The organism is Salinirubellus litoreus (assembly GCF_037335815.1).
Classification (GTDB): domain Archaea; phylum Halobacteriota; class Halobacteria; order Halobacteriales; family Haloarculaceae; genus Salinirubellus; species Salinirubellus litoreus.
The window spans coordinates 3,682,150-3,704,416 of sequence record NZ_CP147841.1 but is presented as its reverse complement, the minus strand read 5'-3'; the positions used below and the strand labels follow the sequence as shown (position 1 = coordinate 3,704,416).

Annotated in this window: 20 protein-coding genes and 1 pseudogene; 8 read left to right on the top strand and 13 right to left on the bottom strand. The window is 66.5% G+C overall.

Annotated features, from left to right (window positions below):
• The 6 genes from WDJ58_RS18515 to WDJ58_RS18490 form a co-directional block, all read right to left on the bottom strand.
• Positions 1-582 carry a hypothetical protein gene (locus WDJ58_RS18515; protein ID WP_380661210.1) on the bottom strand — a complete coding sequence of 194 codons (582 nt, stop codon included), beginning with the start codon at positions 580-582 and terminating at the stop codon, positions 1-3.
• Positions 579-1,334 (bottom strand): ABC transporter ATP-binding protein, encoded by a 756-nt coding sequence (locus WDJ58_RS18510; protein ID WP_338914780.1) that lies wholly within the window; start codon positions 1,332-1,334, stop codon positions 579-581. The genes WDJ58_RS18515 and WDJ58_RS18510 overlap by 4 nt, the downstream gene beginning before the upstream one ends.
• Positions 1,331-2,212, bottom strand: a complete 882-nt coding sequence (locus WDJ58_RS18505; RefSeq protein ID WP_338914779.1) for an ABC transporter permease subunit — start codon at positions 2,210-2,212, stop codon at positions 1,331-1,333. The genes WDJ58_RS18510 and WDJ58_RS18505 overlap by 4 nt, the downstream gene beginning before the upstream one ends.
• Before the next feature lie 290 nt (positions 2,213-2,502).
• Positions 2,503-3,084 carry a YIP1 family protein gene (locus WDJ58_RS18500; RefSeq protein WP_338914778.1) on the bottom strand — a complete coding sequence of 194 codons (582 nt, stop codon included), beginning with the start codon at positions 3,082-3,084 and terminating at the stop codon, positions 2,503-2,505.
• A gap of 50 nt (positions 3,085-3,134) precedes the next feature.
• Positions 3,135-3,968 carry a hypothetical protein gene (locus tag WDJ58_RS18495; protein WP_338914777.1) on the bottom strand — a complete coding sequence of 278 codons (834 nt, stop codon included), beginning with the start codon at positions 3,966-3,968 and terminating at the stop codon, positions 3,135-3,137.
• A gap of 489 nt (positions 3,969-4,457) precedes the next feature.
• Positions 4,458-5,402 carry a hypothetical protein gene (locus tag WDJ58_RS18490; protein ID WP_338914776.1) on the bottom strand — a complete coding sequence of 315 codons (945 nt, stop codon included), beginning with the start codon at positions 5,400-5,402 and terminating at the stop codon, positions 4,458-4,460.
• A gap of 185 nt (positions 5,403-5,587) precedes the next feature.
• Here WDJ58_RS18490 and WDJ58_RS18485 point away from each other — a divergent pair.
• The 4 genes and pseudogenes from WDJ58_RS18485 to WDJ58_RS18470 all read left to right on the top strand — a co-directional run.
• Positions 5,588-5,848: pseudogene (locus WDJ58_RS18485) on the top strand (zinc ribbon domain-containing protein); the annotation flags it as partial.
• 2,012 nt (positions 5,849-7,860) lie between these two features.
• Positions 7,861-9,153, top strand: a complete 1,293-nt coding sequence (locus tag WDJ58_RS18480) for an MFS transporter (RefSeq protein WP_338914775.1) — start codon at positions 7,861-7,863, stop codon at positions 9,151-9,153.
• Between the two features lie 136 nt (positions 9,154-9,289).
• On the top strand, positions 9,290-9,613 hold the full coding sequence (locus WDJ58_RS18475; RefSeq protein WP_338914774.1) for a CGCGG family rSAM-modified RiPP protein: 324 nt from the start codon (positions 9,290-9,292) through the stop codon (positions 9,611-9,613).
• 627 nt (positions 9,614-10,240) lie between these two features.
• Entirely contained in the window at positions 10,241-10,834 is a 594-nt protein-coding gene (locus WDJ58_RS18470) for a cyclodeaminase/cyclohydrolase family protein (RefSeq protein WP_338914773.1), read from the top strand.
• A 226-nt stretch (positions 10,835-11,060) separates the two neighbouring features.
• Here the strand turns inward: WDJ58_RS18470 and hisA are convergent, their stop codons facing one another.
• Positions 11,061-11,792, bottom strand: coding sequence for a 1-(5-phosphoribosyl)-5-[(5-phosphoribosylamino)methylideneamino]imidazole-4-carboxamide isomerase (gene hisA, locus WDJ58_RS18465; RefSeq protein ID WP_338914772.1), 732 nt, complete (start codon positions 11,790-11,792; stop codon positions 11,061-11,063).
• 126 nt (positions 11,793-11,918) lie between these two features.
• Here hisA and WDJ58_RS18460 point away from each other — a divergent pair, with 126 nt between their 5' ends.
• The 3 genes from WDJ58_RS18460 to WDJ58_RS18450 all read left to right on the top strand — a co-directional run bounded on the left by WDJ58_RS18460 (position 11,919) and on the right by WDJ58_RS18450 (position 14,605).
• The gene (locus WDJ58_RS18460) at positions 11,919-13,124 is read left to right on the top strand and encodes an inorganic phosphate transporter (RefSeq protein WP_338914771.1); all 1,206 of its coding nucleotides are present in this window, start codon (positions 11,919-11,921) and stop codon (positions 13,122-13,124) included.
• A 73-nt stretch (positions 13,125-13,197) separates the two neighbouring features.
• Positions 13,198-13,587, top strand: a complete 390-nt coding sequence (gene fer / locus WDJ58_RS18455) for a ferredoxin Fer (RefSeq protein ID WP_338914770.1) — start codon at positions 13,198-13,200, stop codon at positions 13,585-13,587.
• Positions 13,588-13,696: 109 nt separating this feature from the next.
• On the top strand, positions 13,697-14,605 hold the full coding sequence (locus WDJ58_RS18450) for a hypothetical protein (RefSeq protein WP_338914769.1): 909 nt from the start codon (positions 13,697-13,699) through the stop codon (positions 14,603-14,605).
• 9 nt (positions 14,606-14,614) lie between these two features.
• Here WDJ58_RS18450 and WDJ58_RS18445 read toward each other — a convergent pair whose 3' ends face one another.
• The gene (locus WDJ58_RS18445; RefSeq protein WP_338914768.1) at positions 14,615-15,601 is read right to left on the bottom strand and encodes a hypothetical protein; all 987 of its coding nucleotides are present in this window, start codon (positions 15,599-15,601) and stop codon (positions 14,615-14,617) included.
• A 170-nt stretch (positions 15,602-15,771) separates the two neighbouring features.
• Between WDJ58_RS18445 and WDJ58_RS18440 the strand changes: the two genes are divergently transcribed.
• Positions 15,772-16,206: a hypothetical protein gene (locus tag WDJ58_RS18440; RefSeq protein ID WP_338914767.1), complete on the top strand. Its 435-nt coding sequence runs from the start codon at positions 15,772-15,774 to the stop codon at positions 16,204-16,206.
• Between the two features lie 21 nt (positions 16,207-16,227).
• Here the strand turns inward: WDJ58_RS18440 and WDJ58_RS18435 are convergent, their stop codons facing one another.
• From WDJ58_RS18435 to glmM, 5 genes are all read right to left on the bottom strand, one after another.
• On the bottom strand, positions 16,228-17,379 hold the full coding sequence (locus WDJ58_RS18435) for a DUF7118 family protein (RefSeq protein WP_338914766.1): 1,152 nt from the start codon (positions 17,377-17,379) through the stop codon (positions 16,228-16,230).
• The gene (hisI, locus tag WDJ58_RS18430; protein ID WP_338914765.1) at positions 17,360-17,743 is read right to left on the bottom strand and encodes a phosphoribosyl-AMP cyclohydrolase; all 384 of its coding nucleotides are present in this window, start codon (positions 17,741-17,743) and stop codon (positions 17,360-17,362) included. The genes WDJ58_RS18435 and hisI overlap by 20 nt, the downstream gene beginning before the upstream one ends.
• A 233-nt stretch (positions 17,744-17,976) precedes the next feature.
• Entirely contained in the window at positions 17,977-19,290 is a 1,314-nt protein-coding gene (locus WDJ58_RS18425) for an MFS transporter (protein WP_338914764.1), read from the bottom strand.
• 197 nt (positions 19,291-19,487) lie between these two features.
• Positions 19,488-20,576, bottom strand: coding sequence for an A24 family peptidase (locus WDJ58_RS18420; protein WP_380661648.1), 1,089 nt, complete (start codon positions 20,574-20,576; stop codon positions 19,488-19,490).
• A 149-nt stretch (positions 20,577-20,725) separates the two neighbouring features.
• On the bottom strand, positions 20,726-22,123 hold the full coding sequence (gene glmM / locus WDJ58_RS18415) for a phosphoglucosamine mutase (RefSeq protein ID WP_338914763.1): 1,398 nt from the start codon (positions 22,121-22,123) through the stop codon (positions 20,726-20,728).
• Between the last annotated feature and the right edge of the window lie 144 nt (positions 22,124-22,267).

Sequence of the window (22,267 nt, the reverse complement as noted above, 5' to 3'; positions counted from 1 at the left end):
CTATACCGGCAACCGTCCTTTCTCCTCGATAGTAAGACGGATTCGGTAATCGAGCGGCTCCCAGCCGTCGTCCGTTGAGTAACCTGACGCTCGGCCCTCGAACTTCTCGACGACGAAGTGCGTACCAGCACGTGAGAGATCGTCACCGCGGAGTTCGTATCGTCTGCTGACGGTCTCGTCAGGTCCGAGCGTTCCGATTATTGGAGTCCCGTCCATCGACATCGAAGATCCGCCACGGTCGACCTCTACGCGGTCGCTCGCCCCGTAGGACGGGGAGAACAGCGTCGTCTTCCACGCGCTCTCATCCGGCGTCGGCGACGGAGCGAGCGCGAGCACGCCGAACGGCCAGACTCCATAGCTACGGATTCGAATCGGTTCGTCGCCGTCGTTCTCCAGCGTGAGCGCGAGGGCAGCAGGATGTTCGATAGTAGCGGCAGCGACTGGGAGTCGCACCGATAGCGAGAGCCGTTCCAGTGACGCGTCCACGGCCGTGTCGGTGATCCTGTACTCGGTATCGCCGAGACAGCCGGAGAGACCGACGATCGACAACGAACTCGCCGTCAAGAACGTTCGGCGTTTCATCGTGACTCGCCGCCGTCATCGATGCGGGCATCAGTGAGTTCGACAAATACGTCTTCGATCGTTGCGTCGTCGGGTAACGTAGCTCTGTCCCGGAGTTCATCGAGCGTTCCCTCGGCGACCAACCGTCCTTCGTGAAGGACGCCGATCCGGTCACAGACGAGTTCGACCTGACCGAGGACGTGACTGGAGAAGAAGACTGTAGCGCCCCGTTCGTTCTCCTCGTGGACGATATCTCGAACGCGTCGGACGCCGTGTGGGTCGAGGCCGCTGAACGGTTCGTCCAGGACGAGCAGGTCCGGCTCTCCGACGAGCGCCATCGCGAGCGCCAGTCGTTGCTCCATCCCGCTGGAGAAGTCACCGGCGTCGTCGTCGACGGCGTCTCCGAGTCCAACGCGTTCGAGGAGCGTCTCGGGGTCGTCGTTCGTTCGCTTCGTCTCTGCGACGAACGCGACGTGCTGGCAAGCGGACCGGTCCTCGTAGAGACCGAACCGATCGGGGAGAACACCGACCCGGTCGCGTACCTCGACAGCGTCGGTCTGTGGATCACGCCCGAAGACGCGGACCGTCCCGGATGTCGGTCGAAGATAATCGAGTACCAGTCCGATCGTCGTCGATTTGCCGGCCCCGTTCGGCCCGAGGAACCCGTACGTCTCGCCGCGTTCGACGGTGAGGCTAAGGCCGTCGACGGCCCGAACATCGCCGTATCGCTTGGTCACTCCATCGGTTTCGATCACCGGTCCTGCTCTACTCACAGGGCATCACCTCGCGTGAAAACACGGCGGGCGAGCACCAGCGGCACCGCCAGCCAGACGAGTAGCACGACCAGACTCAGCGCGGGGTGGAGGTACCACGGACCGCCCCCGTCGAACGCTGCCTCGACCACGAAGGCGTTTATCCCGACACCCGGAGCGAGTTTGGTGTAGACGATATGGAACAGTTCAGCCGAGTTGCCGACGCCGAGAATCCAGTTCGTCAGGACGTTGTACGCACCGTCCGGAGTCAGTCTGAGCGCGAGAAACAGCGGCCCACTCGGCGGGGCGTCGTAGGGATCGACCGGAACCCCGGTGACGGCAGTGTAGACCGATGTGACGATCTGACTCCAGAACAGCGTCACGAGGAAGTACGCGATCACCCCCGTCGCGGCGGTCACGGTCCGGCGAGTGACCGTCGAGATGAATACTCCGGTTGAAACCATCGCACAGCCCAGCAACAGGGTCGCGGCGAGCGTCCCGAGAAGACGGAGCGGGGCGAACGGACCGTGTTCGACGAGGCCGATACCGGCGAGAAGGAGCGTCGCCGCGACCATCGCCACGCCGATCCCTACGAATCGGCCTGTCGCTTTTCCGAAGAGTATCTGCATTCGCGTCAGCGGCAACCCGAGGAGGAACTTGATACTGCCCGTCGTTCGCTCACCGATGAGGGACTGATACGACAGGAGGAGGGCACCGACGGGGAGGAACAGACTGACACCGACCTGAACGTACCCGATGGTGATGTTTCGCCCGACCGCGTCCCACCCTGCGTAGGTCGGTCGGAATCCCCAGAGGACGACGAGAGCGGCGAGTATCCACGCCCCCTTGGAGGTGAGAACTGTTCGACATTCGCTGCGTGCAAGCGGGGACCACCGCATAGAGAAAGGGATCGAGAGACATCACAAAAGCTCTGCTTTCCTTTCCGGTATCCGTTCGAAGGTCCGTCTTCGCTCGATAGCATGAGTAGTCTGTTCGGGTGTCCGGAGACTGGTACCGCCGGCGTACCACACTGTCGAGAGCGGTGCCAGTATGTCCACGTAGTAGCAATCGAACCACCAGCACGGACCCAGCTAGAACGTACGTGTTACCCGAGAGACGACGAGTCCTACCGGACTGTCGGAGCACCAGGTTCGCTCCTGGACGTTCCCGTCGCTCATCGATCGATCCCTCACAGGAGATTCGAGACGGCGTTGAGGATCGGCGGAACGACGAGAACTCCCGCGATGAGGACCGAACGTCGGACAGTGAGACTTCGAGCGTCGTGGATCGCGTAGGTGAGAAGATATCCGATCCAGAGATACCAAATAACACCGGTGACGGTGTTGAACAGGAGTAGCCATCGAGGAAGCTGCATCTGAGCCGGTGTCACTGTCGGAAGGCTTCCGAACAGCGCCACCGCCCAGATCGTGGCTGTCGTGATGGTGTTCACCAGCAGGAGCGGCAGTAACGCCCATCCGATATTAGCCGCGACCCGAGTGAGTGATCCCGAGCCACCGGCGACTGCGGTGAGCAGATACACGGCGACCGTCGAGACCGTCCGGACGCCAGCGGCGCCGAGTAGACCCCCAAACAGTATCGAGAACACGAGTAACTCGACCGAGAATTCGATCGAGCTGAACTGGTCTACGTACGGTGCTGCACTCGCGACGGCGACGATGCCGGCGAACAGGACGATGATCGCGGCACTGGCGAGTGACGGGGATCGGCGGGTGAAGAACTCACCTGGGGCAAACAAGGGCGTGGAGGGCATCGAGAGGCCGTAGATGAACTATCGGCGTAGGTGTATTGCTTCGGAACCGCTCAGAGCACGACAAGCACGAGACCGAGTGCGACGGCGAACCCACCGATACAGAGGCCGACGAGTGATGTTCTAGCCATCCGGAGAAGCGTCTGTCGGGGTGGACGATCGGAGACGACGAGTGGGTCGACACCGTCGCCCGTTTCTGTGATGCGGCCAACGACTGTGATCTCGTCGCCAGGCGTCGCGCGCTGTTCGGTATACCGACGGGTCCCGAGTGAGAGACGTGTCGTAATCGGTTTCAGAATCGGCGGCGGGGATCGCCAGTGTGTCGTCGCCGGGTCCGCGCCGGCGGTCCGCTCGAACCGGGCAATACGCTCGGAGGGTTCGTCGCCCGGCGGGACGGTGGCGACGACCTGTCGTTCGAGCGTAACGGTCCGTGCTGGCTCGGTGACGTCAATTGCGGCCTCGGGTGTACGTACACGGAACGCGGCCGAGCCGGCTAGCTCGCGTATCGTCACGAACCACGGGAGCAGGGACGGGCTCAGCCGCCGTTCCTCGATCGCGTACCGAAGGGCGAGACAGTCGGTCCCGCTGAAGGGCGCACTCAGGAGGTCAGCGTTGCCCTGCTGAGCCGCCCCGGAGACGCGAACGAGCGCCCCACGGGATGTCCCTTCGAGAGCCGAGACGGGGTCGGCCCGGTAGATGCCGGTTGCACGCCAGACGTAGCGCCCACTGAACGCGAGGATGACCACCCCTCCGATCGCGAGGAGAGCGCCGAAGAGCTGCCCCCCGGAGAGCCCGATGGCCATACACGATATCGAGCGATTTCCCGTATGTGTCTGTCGAATAGCTGTTGGATTTCGGTCGGCCTCTTCCACGGCCGAGCCGTCCATTACACGGGTTCTCACGGCGACCCTCAACTGAACAGCATCATCCTCCGTCGAAGCAGCTCACTGTATCATGAGGAAGCGGCTGACGATATCTGATGGACACCTCCGAAGTGATTTTGACAGTTCAGTCTCAGATCGATACGTCCTCCATGAACAAGTCCGCGTTCTTCCAAGCGCTCACACTCTGGTTCGTAGTGATGATCTTCGTGCAAACATCATCCGGGCGCAATGGGCCACTGAGCCTGTTAATTGGCCTGATCAGCCTCGGTCTACTGTGGGCCATACCACTCTACCTGCTCAGAGAGCTCTCGGTGGCACTACTCGGTAGCTAAGTGCGCGGCCCCATGTCGGGATCCCCCGTGCACAGTTAGCATCCATTGGGCGTTAACGGAGTCGTGAAACGCGCTCGCCCTCCAGCGGCGGGGTTCAGGACGACGATATCGGAGATTAACCGGCGGCCTGAAAACAATTCTACCGCACAGTTCGTTGTACCTACGACGCGGATGGATTGACGTACAGTCCGTAGCGATAGAACTCCTCATCGTACCAGAGCAGTTTGCCGTTCACTCCCGTATCGACGGCACCCAGACCGAGGGCTTCGAGTACTGTATCGAACGGTTCTGAGATCGGAACTGTCTCCGTGTACGTCTCCCCTTCGATTGCCTGGTCAAGGATATCCCGTGCGTCCCTCGGAAGCGCCGCTGGCGTGACTTCGGTATCGATCCGTGAGCCAAAGACGACGTCGCGGAACTGGGCACGCGAGCCAGCGACGGGGATCGCCAGTGCCGTATACGCGGTCTCAACGATCTGCTCTCGATTCACACGGACACGGTAGGCCCACGTCCCGCTCTCGGTCATCGTCACGACCCGCCCATCGAGATTGCCGGTCGCGAGTCGACTTTCGAGTTCCGCCGGTCGCCGCAACACGTAGGCGTCCCCTCGAAGTAGCTCGGCAGTGCTCGTCTCGCCATCGGTCTGGGTATAGCTGTGGAGGATCTTGAGCGTCCGCGCGCTCGGCCGTTCGAGCGTATCGATCAGTACCGCGTCCTCGGGCACCTGCTCTTCGGGAACCGGGTCGGCCCGAACCAGCTGACGTTCCTTCCCCGTGCGCCCGGTGACGACGTGTTTCGTCTGATAGTACGAATCCTCGTACTCCACGTACGCGTCGCTGGGGAGCGGTCTGAACCCGTAGGTCGTGTGCCGTCCGTCCGGGAGGATATCATCGAGAACGGACCGAGCAGGAGCGCCGAATAGCGGCCCATCGTCGGGCTCGTAGAGCGCGTGTTCGACCGGGGAGACATCGATCGAGTCGACGGTGAGGCTGTACTCGGGGGGATCGTCGTTCGATCCGAGGAGTGACTCCGCCGTGCAGCCAGCGAGCGCTGTCAGCGCCGTTGCACCGCCGGTCTGGAGGACGCGTCGTCGAGTGAGGACCATGCGATGAGGTTCGTCTGCAAGCAGTTGTGGTTATTGATATGTGCGTTCGTCCCGCGCCGACGGTCGGTCTGCCTCCGCTAGACGACGGCAGTGTATCCGACCTCGAGAGGACAACACGGAGCCGGAGATCTCCCGGAGAGTGGGCGTCTGAGTAAGCTACCACGGCCTGAAGGCCGTGGCATTCCAACGAGTGGAACACGTCGCAGACCTGCTCACAGTGTGGAGACGACACGAAAGCGAACCGCAAACATCGTGGGTTGTACGTCTGTCAGTCGTGTGGATTGGTCGGGAACGCAGATTGCAACGGGGCGGAGAACATGCGACAGAAGATAACTCCGAATCCGCACGGCGAGGATAGGAGTAACGGCTGTGTGGCACAGCCCTCGGTACACCTGTTCGATGCAAAGAGTGGTGCGTTCGCACCGCGAGAACAGGTCGTGTCGTAGACCGGCAAATATCCCACCTGCGGTACGGGAAGCCCCGCCGTTCACGGCGGGGAGGATGTCACCGATCACAGCGTTACTGACGGGATCCGGGTAGTTCACTGAGCCGCTGCTGCATAGAGGGCGCAAAGTCAGCATCAAGACGTTTGGAGTGTTGTGCGGAATTAGGGGAGTGCGACAACGAATTCAATCAGCCCTTGTATACCGCTGATTATCTTCGGTGGACCGCCGTGTTCGATCACGTCGGCGGGAATATGCACCCAGACCGCCAATAACAAGAGTAAGTAGAACTGCCGTGAGGACATCCAACTGATGGAGCCACTGTGGTCCTCCGATCGCGATCGTGACGATGTCAAATAGATCAACACTAACCCCAAGAGCACCGCCAAGGCCGACGACCAGAAGTGGTACAGTCCACGATGAATTAGATCGTGCATGCATTACTCCCGGATATGTCCTTTATTTAGATATAAGCAGCGTAGGCTCAAATCGGCCTCTTTGTTAGTTCCTCTCACTCGCTGAACTCATCCTCCGTATCTTGCACGCAGTACAAATCAGCCACTGAGGGTTTCAACAGATCCAGATTATCGTAGTTTAGCTCCCCTGGCCCGGGATCACGCGACTGGAGTACGGTGGCAGAGCGAATCCTCGGGCTGGCTACGATATCCCTATCGAACAGGCCATCACGATCTGTCCGGACTCGCCGTCGCCACTACACTCACGGGCGTCTTCCTGATCAAGGGTGCCCAGATGCTGAAGTACGACGTGGTTCCGGCGATTCGACGTCTCCGTCGCGATCCAGCCGGAGTACTCCGGAGCGTTTTCGGCTGGTTGCGCCGTCCGGGTACGAAGATCAGACAGGTGTGGGATGATCTCTGAGGTCGAGCGCCGGCCGACGCTCGCTACACCGGAAGGACCTGGAGGAGGACCTCGTGGACGGCGACCGTCCAGGCCATCGCGTAGGTGACCGCCGTCACCACGAGAGAGAGAGAGAGAATAAGAACGGTCCCGGACATATTATCGAATGTGGAGTGATCTCGGATATGAGGGATGGTTTCGTGATCCCGCCGACGAATCCTGGGGCGGTAGTAGACTATCAGTCTACGACATAGGACTGATGTGAGTCGCGGGTCCGTACATCGACGAAGTGGTGACGGGCCCCTTACCGGCGGGACCGGCAAACGAACGAGCGTCGGTCTCGTCCCCGTACACTCTATCGGCACCGTACAGGTCGTGTTCCGCAAGTCGTTTCTCGACGTCCTCCGGAACGGTGTCGTCGCGACACCGACGATCAGGTGGCGATCGGTGAAGCTCTTTGCGAGGAACGCATCGTCGATGGCCTCGTGGTCCCGCAGTTCGGCCGCTAATCGATGGAGCTCAGTCTCCCGCAGTCATCGAACGACTCCTCGTCTCCGTCTTGACGTCGTGTGGCAACTCGACGATCGATCGACGAATCCGCGACACCCACCGTCCAGAATATCTTCGAGTAAATGTAGGGGAGAGACCAGATTCGACCCGAACACCACGTGATGTCGCGTTGGTGTCGTCATTACGGTCCGTCCACCATCGGAGCTCCATAGACAGATCGAGAGGAGACCGAATCGAGGCGAGCACATCGCTGAACTGTTACTGATCCGAGGTTCCGATCGACAGTGTGCCGGCGACGAACAGAGCCACCCCGATGAGTGCGAAAGCGATCCCACTCGGGCCACCGCCTGTTCCCACCGGCACGAGTGCCAGTATACATACCGTGCCAACCAGCAGCGCTAAAGCGCCGACGACGAGCTGCTGTCGTTCGGTCCAGCTTCCCCCAGGCCCGGAGCGAGTCATACCCGACGATCGCTTTCCGACGGCCTAATCGATTCTCCCGAACATAGTCGTCTCCCGTTCGTATACAGCGTCGTCCCCCGTCACGGACGGGTGGATGCCGCTGGAACACGCCGTGTTTCGCGATCTCGCACGCGGCGACCGGTGGGTTATTGCCCCCCCGGGAAAACGTCGGTGGCGGGAACACGATGGACGTGTGGTCGGATCCACGACGACGACGACGATGGCTCGGCTGGGTCGTGCTCGCCACCGGCTTCGCGCTGTTCAGCTTCCATCGCGTGTCGACCTCGGTGATCGCCGACGAACTGATGCGGACCTTCGACGCGACGGGGACCGAACTCGGCGTGCTCCACTCCTCGCTGTTCTACATCTACGCGCTGATGCAGGTGCCGGCGGGGGTGCTCGCCGACCGCTTCGGGACGCGACGGGTCGCGGCCGTGGGGACCCTGCTCATGGGCGCGGGCGTCGTCGCGTTCGCCGGCAGCGACAGCTACGCCCTCGCGTTCGTCTCGCGAGCGACGATCGGGCTCGGCGGGAGCGTCATCTACATCGCCACGCTCCGGTACTGCGCGAACTGGTACCGCCCCGACGAGTTCGCGACGATGACCGGCCTCACCTCGGCGATGGCGGGGATCGGCGGCATACTGGCCACCACGCCGCTCGCGGTGAGCGTCGCCGAAGTCGGCTGGCGGACGACGCTCGCGGGCGTCGGTCTCCTCGGCGTCGGCGCGGGGGTGGCGATCTACGCCGGGGTGCGGAACGCGCCGACCGACGCCGGCCTCCCCCCGATCGAGGAGGTCTCGCCGCCGTCGGGAACCACGTTCCGATCCGCGGCCGGCCACGCCAGGCGGGTGCTCGCCGATCCGATGACCTGGGTACTCGGGGTCGTCTTCTTCGCGTTCGTCGGGACGACGTTCACCGTGCTGGGTATCTGGGGCGTCCCGTATCTCGTCGACCGGTACGACCTCACGGTCCAGCAGGCGTCGACGTACGTCCTCGTCGGAAACGTCGGCTTCCTGGTCGGTCCACCCGCGATCGGACGACTGTCGGACCGGCTCGGCGTCCGTACGCCGATCGTGGCGGCCGCGAGCGCGCTCTTCGCCGCCGGATACGGCCTCCTCGCCGTCCTCGGGCGGCCGCCACTGCTGGTCACGGGGGCGGTGTTCTTCGGCACGACGTTCGTCGGCGGGGCGGGGTTCATCACGTTCACGCTGGTCAAGAACCGCCACCCGGCCGAGGCCAGCGGGTCGGCGACCGGGACGGTCAACAGCCTCGGGTTCGTGGGCGTGGCGGCGCTGCCGGTGGTGATGGGATGGCTCCTCGACGCGTTCTGGACGGGCGAGACCGTCGACGGCGCGCGGGTGTACACCGCGCTCGGCTACCGGGCGGCCTTCGCGGTCGCCGTGGCGATGGGACTGGTCGCGCTCTGTGGGTCGGGCTGGTACTGGTGGGCCACGAACCGGCGGCCCGATCGGCACTGAACACTCCTCGCCCCGTCCCGAGCGCCGGACCGAAACGGAACACCGGGACGGAGTGATCGATGGCTCACCCGTCCGACTCCAGCGAACGTGTTCGGCCACACCACTTTCGGGATCCGTCTCCTCGCTACAGAGGACGATGAGCACCTCTCACGACCACGATCACGACCACAGTGAAGCCGGACCCGTCACCGACCGGACACACGACAACTCGTGGTCGGCGAACCTCGAGAAACCGCAACACGCTGCCGACGCCGACCTCGTCGTCTCCCAGGCCGTCGACGCGATCGAACACACCGGATCCGGGAACCACGTCAATCTCGTCACCCACGGTGACCATGGCCATCCCGCCGAGTATCTCTACGATGCCCTCGAGGAACGGGTGGATACCGACACCGTGGGGTGGGAGTACGTCCAGCAGTGCGGATGCGGGGGCCACGTGACTCGCGTGTACGTCGACTGAGCCGGGGGCTGACCGTCTGCCGACCGAGAGCAGGGGCACGAGAAGACGTTCGGGCGAACCGATCGTTCCTCCCCGCTCGGGAAGCATCGTGGAAGCCGACGCGTCGACCACCACTGTCCCGTTCCGCCGGTCGGTGGCCGACCGACCACCGGACCGGTGGACACGTCCGGGGACAGCGGTGACATCCTCCTCGCCGTACACGGCGAGGCTTCCCACGGTCCCGCACCGCTGGGTTGGGAACGTACGTGTACGACCCGACGTGCCGATGGGAGTGCCACGCCCCCGTTACTCCTATCCGCCGGTGGGTTCGGGTGGTTCTGCCCCGGTGACTCGGAGGTATCTCAATTCTTTTGTGTCGGTGATACTTACTCACTCCCCAGACAACATACGTGTGCGTGTCGGATTCACGCCCGCCGTACACGGCGGGATTCTCTCCTTGATGAAAGATAGGGGAGGTCAGGACTGATCCTCGTGCATGCCCGGATTCCCTTCCCGTTCGGCAGTACTGACGACGACGGCGATTGACCTCCGGAGGTCGATGATATCTCTATCCGGCAGAGATGACCCGTGGTGGAACCCCCTGTACAGGGGAACGCCCACGTACGGTCCCTCCGACCTCTCGTTCGTATGAGCTACGCGGACCGGACGATCGACGAATTCCTCGACAGCGTCGCCTCCCGGAACGTCACTCCGGCCGGAGGCACGGCCGCGGCCCTCGTCGGTGCGATCGGAACGGCACTCTGCGAGATGGTCTGTCTGCACACCATCGGGAAGGACGGGTACGCGGACGTGGAGGCGGAGATGAACGACGTACTCGACGACCTCGGAACGCAGCGCGAGCTCCTCCTCGAACTCGCCGAGAGGGACGCCGACGTGGTCGACGAGTTGCTCGCGACGTCACCGGACGAACCGGACCGGGTCGTCGCACAGAAACGGGCCACGGGCGTGCCCCTCGCGATCGCCGAAGCGTGCGTGCCCGTCCTCGAACACGCGACCGTTCTCGCGAAGGAGGGCAACAGGAACGCCGTCCCGGACGCCGGGACGGGTTCGTTCCTCGTGCACGGAGCGCTCCGAGCGTCCGTCTTCACCGTTCGGTGTAACCTCGATCGGATCTCGGATCCGTCGTTTGTCGAGGAGATGGAGACACGGGCGACCGAACTCGAGCGATCGGCGGAGATCGAGTTCGGGAGGGTGATCTCGACTATCGAACGCGACGGCTGACCGCTCCGATCGAACGCTCGCTGGAACAGTCCCCCGCGAACGCGATCGTTCGGCGCGTCGATGGCACAGTGCTAACCCGCGCCGGCCGTGGTTCGCGATCCGCTTCTTCGGGACGCCCCGGATTCCCGAAATACCGGACGCGGTCGACGACGATCGGGCCGACCGACGGTGGAGGGGAAATCGAGACGGCGAACACGAACCGGCGACGGTCGAGATCGATCGTACCTCAGACCGTCTCCTGCGCCTCCCGGAGCGTGAACCGACCCTCGTACAGCGCCGTCCCGACTACTACGGCCGCCGCCCCGGCATCCGCCAGCGCCCGGACGTCCTCGACCGAGGCGACCCCGCCGGAGGCGACCACCGGGATCGACGTCGCCTCGACGATCCGACGGACGGGCTCGGTCCGGACGCCCTCTAGCTGCCCCTCGACGTCGACGTCGGTGAACAGTATCCCCCCTGCTCCGAGCTCCTCGTAGCGGACGGCGGCCTCGGCGGGGTCTATTCCTGTGCCTTCGGTCCAGCCCGAAACCACGACTTCGCCACCCTTCGCGTCGAGCGAGACCAGCACCGACTCGGGGTAGGTCTCGCTGATCTCGGCGACGATCCCGGGCTCCTCGACGGCGGCGGTCCCGAGGATGACCCGGTCGACGCCCGAGTCGAGCAGCGAGCGGGCGTCCTCCGAACTGCGAATGCCACCACCGACCTGCACACCCGTCCCATCGCCGACGGCCTCGACCACCCGCTCGATGGCGGATGCGTTCGCCCGCTCGCCCTCGAACGCCCCGTCGAGGTCGACGAGGTGGAGGGTTCGCGCGCCGGCGTCGACCCATCGCTGTGCGGCCTCGACGGGGTCGCCGTATCGCTTGCCCGTCCCGCGCTCTCCACCCACCAGCTGGACGACCTGGCCGTCCTGGACGTCCACGGCGGGGACCACCTCGAACTCGGGGAACGCAGACATACCCGAGTGTCCGCCGTGGCGCGCCTAAGCGTTCCGGAACCGATACCGGCGATGGCGTGTGGCGACCGATCACCACCGGCGGGCGAGAGAGTACCGCTTAAGTCGGACGGTTTTGAACTGTCGCATGTGATATCGCCACTGCTGGCCGTCGGTCTCCTCGTGGCGGTCTTCGTCGGGTTCAACATCGGCGGCTCCTCGACCGGCGTGGCGTTCGGGCCGGCGGTTGGGAGCAATACGGTCTCGAAGTTCGGCGCGGCCGTCCTCATGTCCGTGTTCGCGCTGCTGGGTGGGTGGACGGTCGGCCGCCAGGTCATCGAGACGATGGGCGGACAGATCGTCCCGTCGAGCCTGTTCACCATCGAGTCGAGCATCGCGGTCCTGTTCTTCATCGGGTTCGCGCTGTTCCTCTCGAACGTCGTCGGCGTGCCGGCCTCGACCTCGATGACCGCCGTGGGGGCCATCGCGGGGCTCGGTCTCGCCCGCGGGACGATCGCCTGGGGCGTGCTCGGACAGATCGTGACCTGGTGGATCGTCTCGCCGATCGTCGCCTTCTGGGTCAGCGGCGTCATCGGCCGGTACTTCTACCCCCGGCTGGTCGAGTGGTTCGCCGTCACCCAGACCGAGGGATCGCTGCTCGCCCTCGACCGCTCGGGGACGATCCCGCGGCCGGTGCTCGGTCCCTCGACCACTCCACGGGAGGTCGTCGGAACCGGCCTCGTCGTGCTCATCGCCTGCTACATGGCGTTCTCGGCGGGGGCGTCGAACGTCGCCAACGCCGTCGCGCCGCTGGTCGGCAACGACTCCATCACGATCGAGCAAGGCGTCCTCCTCGGCGGCGGAGCCATCGCGCTCGGGGCGTTCACCATCGCCCGACGCACCCTCGATACGGTCGGCAACGACCTCACCGAACTCCCGCTGCTGGCGGCGCTGGTCGTCGCCGTCGTCTCCGCGACGATCGTCACGTTCCTCTCGGCGCTCGGTATCCCCGCGAGCTTCGTCATCATCGCCACCATGAGCATCGTCGGGCTCGGGTGGGGCCGGGCCACGCGAACGACGACCATCTCACAGACGGTGACGGGCGAGGACACCCCGGACGTCTCGGTCGGTGCGCTCGCGGCCGAATCCGAGGACGCACCGACCGTCGGCGGTGGCGGGAAGTCGACGCCGACGCCCGGACAGCGAACGCCCATCGGGGAGGAGGTCTCAGAGGACATCCCGAAGGCGGCCGACCTGTTCGAGCCGAAGACCACCGCCCGGGTCATAGTCCTGCAGAACTTCGTCCCCTCGGTCGCCACCGCCGCCGCCTACGTCGTCTTCCGGTTCGTGCTCTGAATTCGTGGATCTCACCCACACCGGAACGTGCAACAGCAAGACCTAACATACCCGCGCGAGTAGGCGCGAGGTGATGCCCACCGTCGAATACCTCAACTACGAAGTGCTTGACGACCACGGCTGGTCGATGGACGACGACGACCTGTTCGACGAGGCGGCCGACGCCGGCCTCGACGAGGAGGACTACGGAACCCTCGACGTCAACGAGGGCGAGTACATCCTCGAGGCCGCCGAGGCCCAGGGCTACGACTGGCCGTTCTCCTGCCGGGCCGGCGCGTGTGCGAACTGCGCGGCCATCCTCAAGGAGGGCGGCATCGAGATGGACATGCAGCAGATCCTCTCGGACGAGGAGGTCGAGGACAAGAACGTCCGCCTGACCTGCATCGGCTCGCCGACGGCCGAGGAGGTCAGGATCGTCTACAACGCGAAGCACCTCGACTACCTCCAGAACCGCGTCATCTAGACGCGCCTCCCGCCGCTCCGGATCGTTTCGTCGTCACCGGGTAGTCGGAACGACGACTGGACGGCCCCCTGAGGTAGTTTCTTGTGTTCGTCCTCGGAAACCAACGCTGATGGGAGCGGATTCCACGTCCGGAGTCGCCGAGGACACCCGTATCGCCCTGTGTCTGGGCGGGCAGATGCGGACGTTCAGGGAGTGCTACGGCGATCTCACCGAGAACGTGCTGGAGCCGCTCGACCCGGACGTCTTCGTCCACACCGAGGAGAGCGTCGGGATCACGAACCGGCTGAATCTGCAGGCGAGCGGGCAGGGCGAGGGCCGGGGGACGGTCACTCGCGAGACGATCGAGCGGCTCTACGAACCGAAGGCGGTCGAGATCACGCCGCCGTTCTCCGCCGCCGACCGCCGCGAGTTCGAGGGCGTGCGTGTCCCGGACGAACTGATCGAGGCCGAACCCGACCACTGGCAGGGGAACATCCCGAACTTCTACAGCATCTACCGGTGCAGCGAACTGAAACGCGAGTGGGAGCGCGAACACGGGTTCCGATACGACGTGGTGATACGGCTTCGACCGGATCTCCGCGTGCCGGCGGAGCTTCCGCCGGAGGTACTGTCGACCCCGGGGACGCTCTGGCACACCCACGTCACGCCGTTCCAGGTCAGCGACAAACTGGCCGTTTCGAGTTCCGAGAACATGGACTACTACGCCTCCGTCTGGGAGGAGCTCGGGGCGTACTGGGCCGACCCACTCGGCGACACGCCCGAAGAGCACAGGGTGGGCGAGCGCCTCCTCAAACAGCACATGGACCGGTCGGACATCGACGTACGGCGGTTCGACGTCGGGGATCACATCCTCAGGAGTCGGGCCTACGTCGAGGAGCAGGCGCGGCGTGACGCCCGGCTACGGAACCGGATCCCGTCGAAGCGGAAACTGATGACCGGCCTGCGGAACCCCGACGAGGCGGTGGCCTACCTGCTCGACCGCGCCCGTGAGAGCGCCGGGCGGGACTCGGGGTCCTGATCCCGACCGTCAGGCCCGGATGGCGGACAGCCAGCGATCGAGGTAGTCCAGTTCCTCGCGCTCGACGATACCGATCCGCTCCAGTTCCCGGTAGATGGTCTCCACGTCGTCGGCCGGCGATCCGGACAGCTCCAGCGATTCGAGGGTTTCGACGAGCTCCCTCGTCCGCAGGTAACAGGGTATCTCGCTCTCGAAGTCGGCCATCAGGTCGTGGACGTTCCGGTCCTGGACCACGGAGGCCCCGGTGAAGGCGAGTCGCTTCCCGGCCGCCCAGAGCCCACGCTGGGCGACGTAGCCCCGGAGGATGTCGGTGAACCGGAACGTGACCGTGCTCGGGAGGTAGAGATACGGGTAGAGGGTCTCGACGGGCCAGAGAGTGTTCTGTGAGTTGAACGGGCTGTACGTCCCCCGGTCGAGCACGACGGGCGGGCGGTCGTCGAACTCGACGAGGTCGTCGAAGACGAGCCGGAAGATGGCGTCGACGTCCGGTTCGACGTCGGCGAGCCCCTGGACGACGCCCACCTCGTCGAACCCGGCGGCCGCCCGCTCGGTCGGGGTCGGGGCGGCCGTCGTCACCTCGTCCAGCGGGAGCCCTCGCGGCCAGACGAAGTCGTCGGTGAAGTAGTCGTAGACGTTCGTGAACGTCGGCCCGGACACCGAACGTTCGGTCGTGGCTTCCGAGAGCCAGGCGTCCCAGTCGGCCTTCGGGATGTTGTCGTCGTCCGTGTCCGCGATGACCTCGGCGCCCTGCTGGATGGCGTACAGGTAGCCGAGGTTCTTCCGGCAGTAGTGGTCGTAGGGGAGTTCGTGTAGCTCGCCCGGCAGCGATCGCTGATCCTCGAGGGAGAGATAGGTGAGATTCCCGAACGCGTCGCGGTCGATGTCGGGCGTCTTCCGGTCGCCGACCAGCACGACCTCCCACTCGCCGAAGTCCAGGAACTGTTCGACGGCGTCGGTCACGCCGTGTATCGACGTGATGACGATAGCTCGGTCCACGATTCACGTTCCCATCTGCGTGTAATAATACTCCGGGCGAACGGTCGCCCCGGCGATCCCACGTACTGCCGGAAGCAGGTCCACTCGGGACGACGATCGGAAGCCGTCGACCGTCGAGGGCCTACTAACGAGAACGGAAGGCACAACCCCCGCTGGCACGTAGTCCGACCGTGAACCGCCGGACGGTCCTCACCAGCGTCGGTACCCTCGCCACCGCCGGGGGCCTCGCCACCGCGGGCTGTCTCACGACGCTGGGCATCACCGAGCGCGGTCGCGTCACGGCGAAGTGGATCACGGCGACGACCCGGACGGACACGCGCCGGCTCGTCTACGACTCGACCGAGGGCGAGCGGCTGATCGCCGAGGCCCACGCCTCGGACTTCGCCGCGGAGGGTCGGCTGTTCGTCTCACAGGAGCTCCACCGTCGACTGAACGCCCGCTACGGCGACGTCGAGTACCGCGTCCGTCACGACTGTTCGGGCTGTGGGAGCCCGGTGGTCTCGAGGGGTGACTTCAACAGCGTCTCCGTCGGCGACGTCGCCGAACTCACCTACAGCGAGAGCGGCGAGCGAGCGACGGTCATCGGTGTCCAGCAGAGCCAGTAGCCTCCGGGGACTCCGTCTCCCCTACCCGGCGTCGAGCGCCTCGCGGAGCCGGTCGCGTTTCGCTCCGGCCTCGCGGAGCGCCGGCTCGACGGCGTCGCGTTCGAGCATCGACCGCTGTTCGTCGTCGAGCTCGGTGACCGCGTGGGCGGCCTCGCGGAGATCGCCGTACCACGCCGGGTCGGCCGCGAGGCGGCGGACGTCCCGGAGCGCCGCCACGGTTCCCTCGGGGGCGAACCGGCGGACGACGGCCTCGTACTCGCGTGTCCGGTAGCGGAGCTTCGAGGCGGGCGGCGGCGGCCACCCGACCGTCAGCGGCTCGGCGGAGAGCCGATCGAGGTACGTCCGGTTGGTGGCGACGTGGCGCTTGAGTTCGTGGGGCTCGCCGACGTAGTGATCGAGCTTCGAGGCGGAGTAGTCGGCGTACTCGAGCAGCTTCGGGATGGGCTCCTCGCCGGCCTCGCTCGACTCGACGTACTCGCGCAGGCGGGTCGGCGGCTCGCGGAAGTCGACCAGCGGGAACGACCCGATCACGTCGATCAGCGCGAACACCTCGCGGGCCGAGGCCTCGCGTTTGAACGCCTCGAACGCCTCGCGGACGGCCTCGTCGTACGCCTCGATGGGCTCGTGGAGCTCCTCGATGGGAGCGTCGAGGTCGGCGGCACCGAGCGCGAGCGTCCGCTCCAGGTGGTCGACCCGCGATTCGAGGTCGCGGAGCCGCGACCGGACGGCGTGTTCTGCGTCCGAGCGCCGCTGGCGGGCCTCGCGGTAGGAGGAGAGCAGCGAGGCGTACTCGCGTGGCTGGGAGAGGTGCTCGCGGGCCCGCTCGAAGTCCTCCTCGTTCAGACGGGACTTCTGGAACGTCTCGTCGGCGTCCTCGAACCCCTCGCGGGCCGGCAGGTCCTCGGGGAGCCCCTCGACGAAGTCGACGAACGCCTCCTGGAACTCGACGTACCCCTCGAAGTCGTCGTAGTCGGTCGCGCGGTCCTCGTAGCGGTCGAGCAGGCGCGTCGCCCCGTTGTAGGCGTCGGCGACCCGTTCGAGGTCGGACTGGCCGACCTCCTCGACCCGCGACTCAAGTTCGTCGACGCGCTCGCGGGCCTCGCGGAGTTCGGTGACGAGGTCGTCGACCTCGTCCCCCTCGGCTCCGGCCGCGTCAGTCCTCGTAGACGTCATCTGGATCGAACACCCGGTTTCCGACCACCTCGCCGTCGACGGTCCGGTAGAAGCAGGACTCGAACCCGGTGTGACAGGCCCCGCCGTCCTGGTCGACCCGGTAGAGCAGGGCATCTCCGTCGCAGTCGACGCGCACCTCCCGGACGCGCTGGACGTGTCCGCTGGTCGCGCCCTTCTGCCACAGCTCCTCGCGCGAACGGGAGTAGTAGTGTGCGAGGCCCGTCTCGCGGGTCCGCTCGAGCGCCTCGCGGTTGGCGTAGGCGAGCATCAGTACGTCGCCGCTCTCGGCGTCCTGGGCGACGGCCGGGAGGAGCCCCTGGGCGTCGAACGCCAGATCGGGTGTGTCGGCCTCGCTCTCGCTCATCGACGGGAGGTGGTCGTGAGAACGGATAGTGCTTGTCATGAGCGGCTCACGGGCACGCCCGAGGGGGTCCGCGTCGTCGAAAGCCCGGCAGCTCACCAATCAGTAGTGGTCGGTGGATCGAGCGTCGAGGCGGTACCGATACCCTCGCGCGGTGTAATCCGTCGGCTCCCGGAGTCCGACCGGGAACGCTCCCGCCGGGAGCAGTAGATCTCGCCGGCTTCGAGGTGGCGGGGTCAGTCACCGCTCGCGACGTCGGTCGCACCGCTATCGAGGTACACCCGGCTCGACAGGAGCAGCGCGATGGGGATCACCGAGAGGAAGACGATCCCGGCGAGGACGGCGAACGCCTGTCGGAGGCCCGCGACGTCCCCGATGTAGCCGACCACGGCGGGGGACGCCGAGGCGAGGAGGAGCGCGCCGGTCCAGAGGTAGCCGAACGTCCGTCCCTCGTGGGCCGCGGGGGCGATGTCCGAGACGATCGCGTCACGAGCCGGGTTGAGCCCCCAGAGGCTCGCCCCCAGGAGGAGGAGCACGCCGAACAGCACGATCGGCGAGAAGGCGCTCGTCGCGAGGATCAGGAGCACCAGCGCGCCGGCGACGAGAAAGCCCACGAGGACCTTCCGGTGGTCGTACCGGTCGACGAGTTCTCCGGTCCCCAGCTGGACGATCCCCGCGGTCAGCAGGAGCGCCGAGTAGTAGAAGCTCGCCGTCGACGTCGGGGTGACGGTGAAGCCGGCGAGCGAGAGCGAGTAGCTGTACTCGCTGGTGATGAACTCGGGGAGGAAGACGTTCACGCCCGCGGTCGCCGTGATCTGGAGCACGAACGCGGCGAACACGGCGAGCATCGGATAGACGTACCGCCGGCGGTCGGCCCGCCACAGGCTCGGCGCGTCGTCGGTCGTCTCCGTTCGTCCCTCGACGTGGTCGGGTGGCCGGGTCTCGAACGCGCCGAGGACGACGTAGAGGTAGCCGGCGTACGCGAGGCCCAGGAGACCGAACCCGACGAGGATCGGCTGCCAGCCCGTCAGGAGTAACGCGACGCCGACGACCGCCGGAGCCGTGCCGTCACCGAACGCCCGGGCCGAGCCCCACATCCCGAGGACCTTTCCCTTGCGGGCCTCGCCCACGTTCTCGCTGATCAGCGGGTAGCCCGTCGGGTGGAGCGTGCTCGACCCGAGGCCGGCGGCGACCATCGTGAGCAGCATCCCGAGGAACTCCCCGCTCAGGGACACCCCGGCGACGGAGAACGCGACGTCGAGCGAGAGGTAGGGAAGCGCTGCGAAGACGACGAAGCTCACCCCCATGAGCGCGATCCCCGCGGGCAGGATGACCCGGCGGTCGAAGCGATCGGACAGGTGGCCCATCGGTGCCTGGCCGATGGCCGAGCCGAACGACCGCGCGCCGAGGATCACGCCGAGCTTCCAGAGGGGGAACCCGAACGCCAGGCCCCAGATCGGGACGAGCGGCGGGAACACCCGCTTGAGGAAGTGATCCATGCCGTGGGCGGCGCTGATCGTCAGCGCGAACCGCCACTCCCGTCCTTCCATGGTCCCCATCTCGCCCGGTGTGGGCACATAGCTGTTCGCATTCGACTGGACCAGTCAGCTCCACTACCCCCGCCCCGGATCGACACGCGGGCGAGAGCACGTCGAATACGATACGGCTCCCGTGACTCCCCTGGGGATCGACGTACACGTCCTCCTCGGTGCGCCCCCGTCGGTGTCGACGACACCAGGTGTACAGCCTACGGCAGCAGACCGAGCACCCGCAGGACGACGAACAGCACGTCGCCGTAGGTGAGTGCGACGACGAGTCCGACGAACATCGGGACGACGAACGGGATGCCCGGCGTGAACCACACCGTCTCCCGATCGGGATCGGCGACCACTTCGAGACCGTCGCGGAGCTTCGAGGGGGTCGTCCCGTAGGCCGTCCCCTCGATCTCGTCGAGGAACGCCTCGGCTCCCCACGGGTCCTCCGTGGCGGCCCCGCCGGTCGGGTCCAGATCCACTTCGGCCGCCACCGCGGTCGGCTCGGCCGCGTCGTCCGTCCGCGGCTCCGGTTCCACCCGCTGTGTCCCCCCGTCCGCGACGGGCGGGCCGTCGCCGACTGCGCCGTCGCCGGGATCGTTCCGCGCTCCCGGCGGCGGGAGCGAGGTCGGGTCGCGGTGGTGATCCGGCGACTCGCGGACCGCCGGGAGGGTCGTCCCCCGCCACCTGAGGTACATCCGGAGCGCGTCGAGGTCGAGCCCGCGGCGCGTGTAGCCGTCGGGCGTCTCCATCAGGCTCCCGTGAGCCGTCGAGAGGTCCTCGATCCGGGCCGGTCGGCCGACGACCATCGGCGGGGCGAGGTGTCCACGCGAGAGGTTCCGGGCCGCGAGGCCGACCGGGTAGAGCGCCCCCGCGGCCACGGTGTTCGTGAGGATGGTGAGCGAGAACACCCCGAGGGTGGCCGCGTGCATCGGCAGGGCGTCGAACGGGAGGTAGTAGACCGGGTAGAGCGGGAACAGGACCGCGAGCGCGATGACGGCCTTCGCGTCGGCACCGCCGAACCCGCCCACGCGGAAGAAGACGTACCCCAGCGGGGCCACGAGCCCGACGCTCACGGAGATCCGGAGGAGCGCGATCTCGCCCCCGAACCCGGCCGGGAGCCCGCCGGCGAAGTCGAGGGCGAGCACGAGGACGCCCACGCCGACCAGCGGCGGCCACAGCCGGTTCGGGACCCGCCGGGTACGGACGTCCCGGTAGGCCGCCCAGGCGAACGCGGGGACGGCGACGAGCCGCAGGAGATCGGCGGTCGACCCCAGTCCGAGGAGGACATCGAGCGCTGCCACGACGCCCAGGAGGGTGACGACGATCACGGTCGCGAGCACACCGTCTCTGCCGGCCAGGGCGACTTAAGAGTGAACCCCGTATCGGGGCTATCGACGGGAGACCGGAGCGGTCCCGCTCACGGGGGTATAGTACCGGGCCCGAGTCCGTCTCAGGCGTCCGCGGGTGGCTCCTCGATGGACGCTTCGAGCGCCTCTCGCATCCCCTCGGCGAGCTCGGCGGCCCGGTCGCGGGATCCGGCCTCGGCGTACACGCGGACGAGCGGCTCCGTCCCGGAGGGGCGTGCGAGCACCCAGGCGTCCCCGTAGTCGAGGCGGTAGCCGTCGATGGTCGTCACCTCGGCGACGGAGTCGTAGGCGTAGGCCTCCGCGGCCTCGAGCATCGCCCGCCGGGTCGCGTCCTCCTCGTAAGGGATGTTGATGCGAACGTTCTCGTAATCGTCGTAGGGGGCGACGACCTCGCTCGCGGAGCGGTCGGCGAGCAGTTCGAGGAACCGCGCGGCCGTGTAGGCCCCGTCGCGGGCCGGCCGGTAGGGCGGGAACAGCACGCCGCCGTTCCCCTCGCCGGCGACGGGGACCCGGCGGCCCTCCCCGACCAGTTCGAGGATGCGGGTGACGATGAACGTCGAGCCGATCGGCGTGAGTTCGAGGTCCGCCCCGGCCTCGTCGGCGACGTCGACGAGCCGCTGGGAGACGTTGACCGCCGAGACGGTGGCGTCACCGGGTTCGAGCACGGCGGCGGCGAGCGCGGCCAGCACCGCGTCGCCGTCGAGGAACGCCCCCCGTTCGTCGAAGAAGATCGCCCGGTCGGCGTCGCCGTCGTGGGCGACCCCGACGTCGGCGTCCGAGGCCCGGACGAGCTCGCCGAGCTCGGAGAGGTTCTCGGCCACCGGTTCCGGATCGCGGCCGGGGAAGCGACCGTCCGGCTGGGCGTTCACGGTGACGACCTCGCACCCGAGCCGGCGGAAGAACTCCGGCGAGGTGGTCGCGCCGGCCCCGTGGCCGGGGTCGAGCGCCACCGTGAGGTCGGCCGACGCGATGGACTTGCGGTCGACGGCCGACAGGAGCTCCTCGACGTAGCGTCGGCGCGCGCCGTCGGCCCGTTCCGTCCGCCCGACCCGGTCCCATGTGACCGAGGAGCCCCTGCCGTCCCGGTCGCTTCGCAGCAGGCGCGCCTCGATCCGTTCGAGCGCCTCCCGGGAGAGCTCGTGTCCGTCCGCACCGATCAGCTTCACCCCGTTGTACCGCGGGGGGTTGTGGCTGGCGGTGATCATCAGCGCCGGGAGCCCCTCGCGTGCGCAGTAGGCCTGCGTGCCCGGCGTGGGGACGACGCCCAGGCGGCGGACGTCACAGCCGACCGCCGCGAGTTCGGCCGCCGCGGCGTCGGCCAGCATCTCCCCCGTCCGTCGGGTGTCGCGGGCGATCGCGACCGTCCGGGTGCCGGCGCTGAACCACTCGCTGCCGGCGGCCCGGGCGACCTGGCCGACGAACGTCGGCGTGATCGTCTCGCCGACGGTCCCTCTGACCCCGCTCGACCCGAATACCTCCATCGGAGGACTCTGGGCGTGCGAGGGGCAAAGGGGTTCCGGAGTCGCCGGCGGAGGGCCGAACCATCGGTAATCGACGGTCGATCGCGGGGACCACCCGGGCCGAGCCGGGCCATCGAGGCCAGTGGCCGGTCGACACGGGTTCGT

Coding starts and splice junctions, on each gene's coding strand:
- WDJ58_RS18515 (WP_380661210.1), bottom strand. CDS start 582: ATGAAACGCCGAACGTTCTTGACGGCGAGTTCGTTGTCGATCGTCGGT.
- WDJ58_RS18505 (WP_338914779.1), bottom strand. CDS start 2,212: ATGCGGTGGTCCCCGCTTGCACGCAGCGAATGTCGAACAGTTCTCACC.
- WDJ58_RS18500 (WP_338914778.1), bottom strand. CDS start 3,084: ATGCCCTCCACGCCCTTGTTTGCCCCAGGTGAGTTCTTCACCCGCCGA.
- WDJ58_RS18495 (WP_338914777.1), bottom strand. CDS start 3,968: ATGGACGGCTCGGCCGTGGAAGAGGCCGACCGAAATCCAACAGCTATT.
- WDJ58_RS18490 (WP_338914776.1), bottom strand. CDS start 5,402: ATGGTCCTCACTCGACGACGCGTCCTCCAGACCGGCGGTGCAACGGCG.
- WDJ58_RS18480 (WP_338914775.1), top strand. CDS start 7,861: ATGGACGTGTGGTCGGATCCACGACGACGACGACGATGGCTCGGCTGG.
- WDJ58_RS18475 (WP_338914774.1), top strand. CDS start 9,290: ATGAGCACCTCTCACGACCACGATCACGACCACAGTGAAGCCGGACCC.
- WDJ58_RS18470 (WP_338914773.1), top strand. CDS start 10,241: ATGAGCTACGCGGACCGGACGATCGACGAATTCCTCGACAGCGTCGCC.
- hisA (WP_338914772.1), bottom strand. CDS start 11,792: ATGTCTGCGTTCCCCGAGTTCGAGGTGGTCCCCGCCGTGGACGTCCAG.
- fer (WP_338914770.1), top strand. CDS start 13,198: ATGCCCACCGTCGAATACCTCAACTACGAAGTGCTTGACGACCACGGC.
- WDJ58_RS18450 (WP_338914769.1), top strand. CDS start 13,697: ATGGGAGCGGATTCCACGTCCGGAGTCGCCGAGGACACCCGTATCGCC.
- WDJ58_RS18435 (WP_338914766.1), bottom strand. CDS start 17,379: ATGACGTCTACGAGGACTGACGCGGCCGGAGCCGAGGGGGACGAGGTC.
- hisI (WP_338914765.1), bottom strand. CDS start 17,743: ATGAGCGAGAGCGAGGCCGACACACCCGATCTGGCGTTCGACGCCCAG.
- WDJ58_RS18425 (WP_338914764.1), bottom strand. CDS start 19,290: ATGGAAGGACGGGAGTGGCGGTTCGCGCTGACGATCAGCGCCGCCCAC.
- glmM (WP_338914763.1), bottom strand. CDS start 22,123: ATGGAGGTATTCGGGTCGAGCGGGGTCAGAGGGACCGTCGGCGAGACG.